Here is a 6,344-nt window from a genome sequence, read left to right on the forward strand (position 1 = left end):
GGGGCGAGGGGCTGGGGGGCGAGGGGCGAGGGGCTGGGGGGCTTGGGGTGGGGGGGGGTGGGGGAGTTGGGGTGGGATGGGTCGCAGGGGCGGGATGGGTGGGGTGGTCGGGCGGTGGGCGGGGATAGGCTCGACGGGGTGACGTGGGAGGTGTGTCGGTGAGGGTGTTGGCGGCGATGTCGGGCGGCGTGGACTCCGCCGTGGCCGCGGCGCGGGCCGTGGAGGCGGGGCACGACGTGACCGGCGTGCACCTGGCGCTCGCGCGCAACCCGCAGACGTACCGCACCGGTGCGCGCGGCTGCTGCACGCTGGAGGACTCACGGGACGCCCGTCGGGCCGCCGACGTCATCGGCATCCCGTTCTACGTCTGGGACATGGCCGAGCGGTTCCACGCCGACGTGGTGGACGACTTCGTCGCCGAGTACGCGGCCGGTCGTACGCCCAATCCGTGCCTGCGCTGCAACGAGAAGATCAAGTTCGCCGCGGTGCTGGACCGGGCCGTGGCCCTGGGCTTCGACGCCGTGGTCACCGGCCACCACGCCCGGCTCGGCCCGGACGGCCTGCTGCGGCGCAGCGTCGACCTCGCCAAGGACCAGTCGTACGTCCTCGCCGTCCTCACCCGCGCGCAGCTGGACCGGTCGATCTTCCCCCTGGGCGACTCGACCAAGGCCGACGTGCGTGAGGAGGCCGCCCGGCGCGGCCTGGCCGTCGCCGACAAGCCCGACTCGCACGACATCTGCTTCATCGCCGACGGTGACACGCGCGGCTTCCTCGCCCAGCGACTCGGCGAGGCCCCCGGTGACGTGGTCGACGCGACCACCGGCGCGGTGGTGGGCAGTCACCGCGGGGCATACGCGTACACCGTCGGCCAGCGGCGCGGCCTGCACCTGGACCGGCCGGCACCGGACGGCCGCCCGCGCTACGTGCTCTCGATCACGCCGAAGACCAACACGGTGACCGTCGGCCCGGCCGACGCGCTGGAGGTCTCCCGGGTCCGCGCCGAGCGTCCGGTGTGGACCGGCGGTGCCCGCCCGGACGCCCCGCTGGAGTGCGAGGTGCAGCTGCGGGCACACGGTGACGTGGTGCCGGCGACGGTCGAGCTGACCGCCGACGGCCTGACCGCCGAGCTGCGCCGTCCCGTCCGGGGGGTCGCCGCCGGCCAGGCCGTCGTCGCGTACCGGCCGGATCCCGCAGGCGACGTGGTGCTCGGCTCCGCGACCATCGCCACCTGACCGGGGCGCCGTACCCGATAGTCTTCGCCCGTGACAGATCAGGCGTGGCCGTGGCCGGCCGGCGCGGCGACCGGCATCGGTTCGCTGCCCGGCACCGACATCGCGGAGGCGCAGCGGGTCGTCCTCGGTGAGCTGCCCGCGCTGCCGCACCTGCCGGAGCTGCCGGCGCGGGGTCCCGGCGCCGACCTGATCGGCCGCACCGCCGGGCTGCTGGTCGAGCTGCCCGTCGAGGTGTACGCGGCCCGCTGGCGTGTCGCCCTCCGCCCCGGCCGGGACCTGCGCCGCGCCCGTGACCTCATGGAACGGGACCTCGACCAGCTCGCCGAGCAGGCCGAGCAGTTCGCCGGTCCGGTGAAGATCCAGGTCGGCGGCCCGTTCACGCTGGCCGCCTCGCTGGAACTGCCGATCGGCGGCCGGATGCTGCGTGACCCGGGCGCGGTGCGGGACCTGACCGGTTCGCTCGCCGAGGGCGTACGCGAGCACGTCGCGGCGGTCCGTCGCCGGCTGCCCCGGGCGTCGATCCTGCTGCAGGTCGACGAGCCGTCGCTGCCGACGGTGCTGGCCGGACGGGTGCCGACCGAGAGCGGCCTGGGCGTCTACCGGCCGGTGGAGTCGGACCTCGCCCGTTCGCTGCTCCGGACCGTCGTCGACGCGGCCGGCGTGCCGGTGGTCGTGCACTGCTGTGCGCCGGACGTGCCGCTGGACCTGATCCGGTCGGCCGGCGCCGTCGGGGTGGCCCTCGACCTGGAGTTGCTCACCGACCTGGACCCGCTGGGGGAGGCCATCGACGCGGGGCTGGGATTGCTGGCCGGCGCCGCGCCGACCCGGCCACCGTCCGCCGGTCGCGCACCGACGTCGGCCGAGGTCGCCGACCGGGTACGCCGGATCTGGGACCGGCTCGGCTTCCCGCTCCGGCAACTGGCCGAGCAGGTCGTGGTGACCCCGTCCTGCGGGCTCGCCAACGCCACCGAGCCGTACGCGCGGGCGGTGCTCGCCGCGTGCCGGGACGCCGGCCGGCGGCTCGCCGAGGCGTGAGGGCTGACAACTGCTCACTCTCCCGTGATCAAACATACGAATATATGAGTGTTATATCGTTCTGTGAAGCTTGCCGAGTGGGCGCGCCGTAAGGGTGTGCACCCGCAGACCGCGTACCGATGGTTCCGCGAGGGAACCATGCCGGTACCCGCTCGGCGTCTTCCGTCGGGGACGATCATGGTGGACGTTGTCAGTGACGACACCCAGGGCCAGGTGGTTGTCTACGCCCGGGTGTCGTCGGTCAATCAGCGAGCCGACCTTGACCGGCAGGTCGCCCGGGTGGCCGCCTGGGTCACTGGGCAGAACATGGCCGTCTCCCGCGTGGTGACCGAGGTCGGCTCCGCCTTGAACGGCCGACGTAAGAAGTTCCTCGGGCTGCTGCGCGACCCGTCCGTAACGACGATCGTGGTCGAGCACCGGGACCGGTTCGCCCGGTTCGGCGCCGAGTACGTTGAGGCGGCGCTGGCCGCCCAGGGCCGCCGGCTGATGGTCGCCGACCCGGCCGAGGTGGACGACGACCTGGTGCGGGACGTCACGGAGATCCTCACTAGTCTCTGCGCCCGGCTGCACGGCCGCCGGGCCGCGGCGAACCGCGCCAGCCGCGCTGTGGCCGCGGCCACCGCCAAGGACGAGTCGTGAAGCGGTACGAGCCGCCGGCCGGCTGGACCGTGCAGGCGTACCGGTTCGCCCTCGACCCGAGTGACGCCCAGGTTCTCGGTCTGCGCCGCAACACCGGCGCGGCCCGGTTCGCCTACAACCACATGCTGCGGCGGGTCAGCGCGGTGAAGACGCAACGGGCTGCCGAGGCCAGCTACGGGGTGGCCGAGACCGACCTGACGCCGTGGCAGGGCTGGTCCCTGCCGGACCTGCGGCGCACCTGGAATGAGATCAAGCAGTGGGTGGCGCCGTGGTGGGCGGAGTGTTCCAAGGAGGCGTTCAACACCGGCCTGGCGAACCTGTCCGCAGCGCTGGGTAACTGGCACGCCTCGCGTACCGGTGCCCGCAAGGGCCGCCGGATGGGCTGGCCCCGGACCAAGAGGAAGCACGGTCGCAGGTCGGCCCGGTTCACCACCGGCGCGATCCGGGTCGACCCCAGCTACCGGCACGTGGTGCTGCCCCGGCTGGGTCGCATCCGCACCCACGAGTCGACCCGCAAGCTGGCCCGCCGGGTAGGGGCGGGCACCGCGGCGATCCTGTCCGCCACGATCACCGAGACCGCCGGCAGGTGGTTCTGCTCGTTCCAGGTCGCCGTCCGGCGCACGGTCGGACGGCCGGCGTACGCGCCGAAGGCCGGCCGGGTGGTCGGGGTGGACGCCGGGATCAAGCACCTGGCGGTGCTGTCCACCGGCGAGATGGTGCCGAACCCGGCGCCGTTCAAGGCCGCGTTGAGGAAACTCGGCAAGGCGCAGCGCCGTGCGGCCCGGCGGATCGGCCCCTACGCCCCGCAGGCCAGGCGCAAACGGACCGCGTCGAACCGGTGGCAGCGGGCACAGGACGCGGTGGCTCGACTGCACGCCACAGTCTCGGCCGTCCGCGCCGACTCGTGGCACCAGCTCACCACCCGCCTGGCGCAGCAGTTCACCACGGTCGTCGTGGAGGACCTCCACGTGGCCGGGATGGTCCGCAACCGCAAGCTGGCCCGGTCCCTGACCGACGCCGCCCCGGCGACGCTGCGCCGGCACCTCGGCTACAAGACCGGCTGGTACGGCAGCACGCTGTACGTCGCCGACCGGTGGTACCCCAGCTCCAAGACGTGCTCCGCCTGCAAGACGTTGAAACCCAAGCTGTCGCTGGCCGAGCGCATGCTCCACTGCACCGCGTGCGGACTGTCCCTGGACCGGGACGTCAACGCGGCACGTAATCTCGCCGCGCTCGTGCGGCACGTCGACCTGGAGTTGCCGGGCGACGCAAAAACAGGACGTGGAGCCTACGTAAGACCCGTAAGACCTGCATCCGCAGGCGGGGCGGCGGGCCGTGAAGCGTCTAGACCGGTTCATCCGGTCAACGTCGCCCGGCAACGGACGACTGCCAATCATGAGCCACGTTTGCTCACTGAAAGGTAACGGTTTCCTGTCGTACGGGTCGGGGCAGGATGACCGGCATGATTGGACACCTGCGTTCCGTGGTGATCGACTGCCCCGACCCGCGGGCCCTCGCCACGTTCTACTCCGAGGTGCTCGGCCTGCCGTTGGACGCCGAGGGGACCAGCGGCGACGACTGGGTGGTGATCTCCGGCTCCGGCCACCGCCTCGCCTTCCAGAAGGCGCCCACCCTCCGCCCGCCGACCTGGCCCGAGCCGGGCGTGCCCCAGCAGTTCCATCTCGACGTCGAGGTGGACGACGTCGAGACCGCCGAGAAGCAGGTGCTGGCGCTGGGCGCCCGCCGGCTGCCCGGTGGGGGTGCGGACTTCCGGGTCTACGCCGACCCGGCCGGTCACCCGTTCTGTCTGGTCTTCGACGTCGACTGATCCGTCGTGTGGCCGCTCCGGCACGGGGTGGAGGGGACGCGCGGGCCGGCCGGGGTTTCGGCGGTTGCGGGCGGGCGGCATGATCCGGGGCATGATCGACACCTCGTTCCGGCGGGCCGCCGGCTCGCTGTTCGGCCTCGCCTACGGTGACGCCCTCGGCAAGGACACCGAGTTCCTGACCGTCGCCGAGATCGTCCGGCGGTACGGCCCGGCCGGCCCGCGTGACCTCACCGGCGATCCGGCGCTGGTCACCGACGACACGCAGATGGCGCTCGCGGTCGCCTGGGCGCTGCACGAGGCGCCGGTGCTCGCCCCCGAGGTGGTCGAGCCGCTGCTGCGGCAGCGGTTCCTCGACTGGGCGGTCAGCCCGGACAACAACCGCGCCCCGGGCATGACCTGCCTGCGCGCCTGCGCCGAGCTGGGCCGGGGGCTGCGCTGGCAGGAGGCGACGGTCGCCGGCTCCAAGGGCTGCGGGGCGAACATGCGCGTGACCCCGGTGGGCCTGGTCGACGTCGACCTGGACACCCTCGCCGGGCTCGCCCAGCTCCAGGCCGGCCTGACCCACGGTCACCCGACCGGCCTGGCGGCCAGCGAGCTGACCGCGTACGCGGTGCGGCTGGTGCGCGACGGCGCAGCCCTGGCGGAGGTTCCGGGGCTGCTGACGGACCGGGCGCGCGACCAGCGTCGGGTCTACCGCGCGGACTGGCTCGGCGACCTGTGGGAGCGGCCCGGGGCGTCCACGCCGGAGGACTTCGTCGCCCGGGGCTGGGACGAGTGCCTCGACGTGCTCGCCCGGCTCGACGCCGCGCTGTCCCGCCCCGACGACGGCGGCGACCCGTGCCGGCACACCGGCGAGGGCTGGATCGCGGAGGAGGCGCTGGCCACGGCGTTGTACTGCGCCGTCCGGCACGCCGACGACCCGGTGACCGCCCTGGCCCGCGCCGCCACGACCGCCGGCGACTCCGACTCGATCGCCGCCCTGGCCGGGGCCTTCGTCGGCGCGGCGCACGGCATGCCCGCCTGGCCGGCGGAGTGGGCGACCCGCATCGAGTACGCCGACCAGCTCGCCACCCTCTCCAACACCTGGGACTGACCCGGTCGACGCCGGCCCTGCGGCGTTGATCAAGGGGTTTGCGTCAAGGTTGATCTTCGAAGTGGCGCAAACCCCTTGATCAACATGGCGGGGAGGGGTCGGGGCGGGGCCGGGGGGTCAGGCGGTGGGGAGGTGGGGGAGACGGCGGATCTCGCGCCAGAGGGCGGGGGCGCAGGTGCCGACGTGGTTGGAGAAGTCGGCCAGGGGGATGTGGACGGGCTCGCCCAGGTTGACGAAGCTGTCATGGTCGGCGTCCGGGTCCCACTCGCGGGTCGGGATGCGCACGTGGTCGTCCCGGTCGCTCTTGTCCTGACTGGTGATCTTCAGGACGTCGGCGCCCCGCGGATCGACCCGCAGCACCAGGCAGGGCCGCACCTTCGAGCCGCTGCCGTCGGCGTACGGGACGTCGGCCCACCAGATCTCACCCGCGGCGGGCGCGCCGGCGGGCGCGGCCTGGCCGGTACGCGGGCGCGGTGGTGCGGTGGACCGGGTACGACCGCGCCCCTTCGCGCCGGGG

7 protein-coding genes are annotated in these 6,344 nt (G+C 73.6%); 6 read left to right on the plus strand and 1 reads right to left on the minus strand.

Annotated elements, in window-relative coordinates:
• The first annotated feature begins 158 nt into the window (after positions 1–158).
• The 6 genes from mnmA to AB0I76_RS19900 all read left to right on the plus strand — a co-directional run bounded on the left by mnmA (position 159) and on the right by AB0I76_RS19900 (position 5,827).
• Positions 159–1,232: a tRNA 2-thiouridine(34) synthase MnmA gene (gene mnmA / locus AB0I76_RS19875; protein ID WP_357037351.1), complete on the plus strand. Its 1,074-nt coding sequence runs from the start codon at positions 159–161 to the stop codon at positions 1,230–1,232.
• 30 nt (positions 1,233–1,262) lie between these two features.
• Positions 1,263–2,267 carry a methionine synthase gene (locus AB0I76_RS19880; RefSeq protein WP_357037354.1) on the plus strand — a complete coding sequence of 335 codons (1,005 nt, stop codon included), beginning with the start codon at positions 1,263–1,265 and terminating at the stop codon, positions 2,265–2,267.
• A gap of 63 nt (positions 2,268–2,330) precedes the next feature.
• Positions 2,331–2,906 carry an IS607 family transposase gene (locus tag AB0I76_RS19885; RefSeq protein WP_357037357.1) on the plus strand — a complete coding sequence of 192 codons (576 nt, stop codon included), beginning with the start codon at positions 2,331–2,333 and terminating at the stop codon, positions 2,904–2,906.
• The gene (gene tnpB, locus AB0I76_RS19890; RefSeq protein ID WP_357037360.1) at positions 2,903–4,330 is read left to right on the plus strand and encodes an IS607 family element RNA-guided endonuclease TnpB; all 1,428 of its coding nucleotides are present in this window, start codon (positions 2,903–2,905) and stop codon (positions 4,328–4,330) included. The genes AB0I76_RS19885 and tnpB overlap by 4 nt, the downstream gene beginning before the upstream one ends.
• A gap of 38 nt (positions 4,331–4,368) precedes the next feature.
• A complete protein-coding gene (locus tag AB0I76_RS19895; protein WP_357037362.1) occupies positions 4,369–4,734 on the plus strand; it encodes a VOC family protein in 366 nt (121 codons plus the stop codon).
• Positions 4,735–4,825: 91 nt separating this feature from the next.
• Positions 4,826–5,827: an ADP-ribosylglycohydrolase family protein gene (locus AB0I76_RS19900; RefSeq protein ID WP_357037365.1), complete on the plus strand. Its 1,002-nt coding sequence runs from the start codon at positions 4,826–4,828 to the stop codon at positions 5,825–5,827.
• A gap of 117 nt (positions 5,828–5,944) precedes the next feature.
• Here the strand turns inward: AB0I76_RS19900 and AB0I76_RS19905 are convergent.
• Positions 5,945–6,344, minus strand: a 400-nt coding sequence (locus tag AB0I76_RS19905; protein ID WP_357037368.1) for a type II toxin-antitoxin system PemK/MazF family toxin, incomplete at its 5' end; no start/stop codon positions are given.

It is taken from the genome of Micromonospora sp. NPDC049799, from assembly GCF_040656655.1.
In the GTDB taxonomy this organism is placed as follows: domain Bacteria; phylum Actinomycetota; class Actinomycetes; order Mycobacteriales; family Micromonosporaceae; genus Micromonospora.

Excerpts from the sequence above, each read along its gene's own strand:
- AB0I76_RS19895 (WP_357037362.1), top strand. The coding sequence starts at position 4,369 with ATGATTGGACACCTGCGTTCCGTGGTGATCGACTGCCCCGACCCGCGG.
- AB0I76_RS19900 (WP_357037365.1), top strand. The coding sequence starts at position 4,826 with ATGATCGACACCTCGTTCCGGCGGGCCGCCGGCTCGCTGTTCGGCCTC.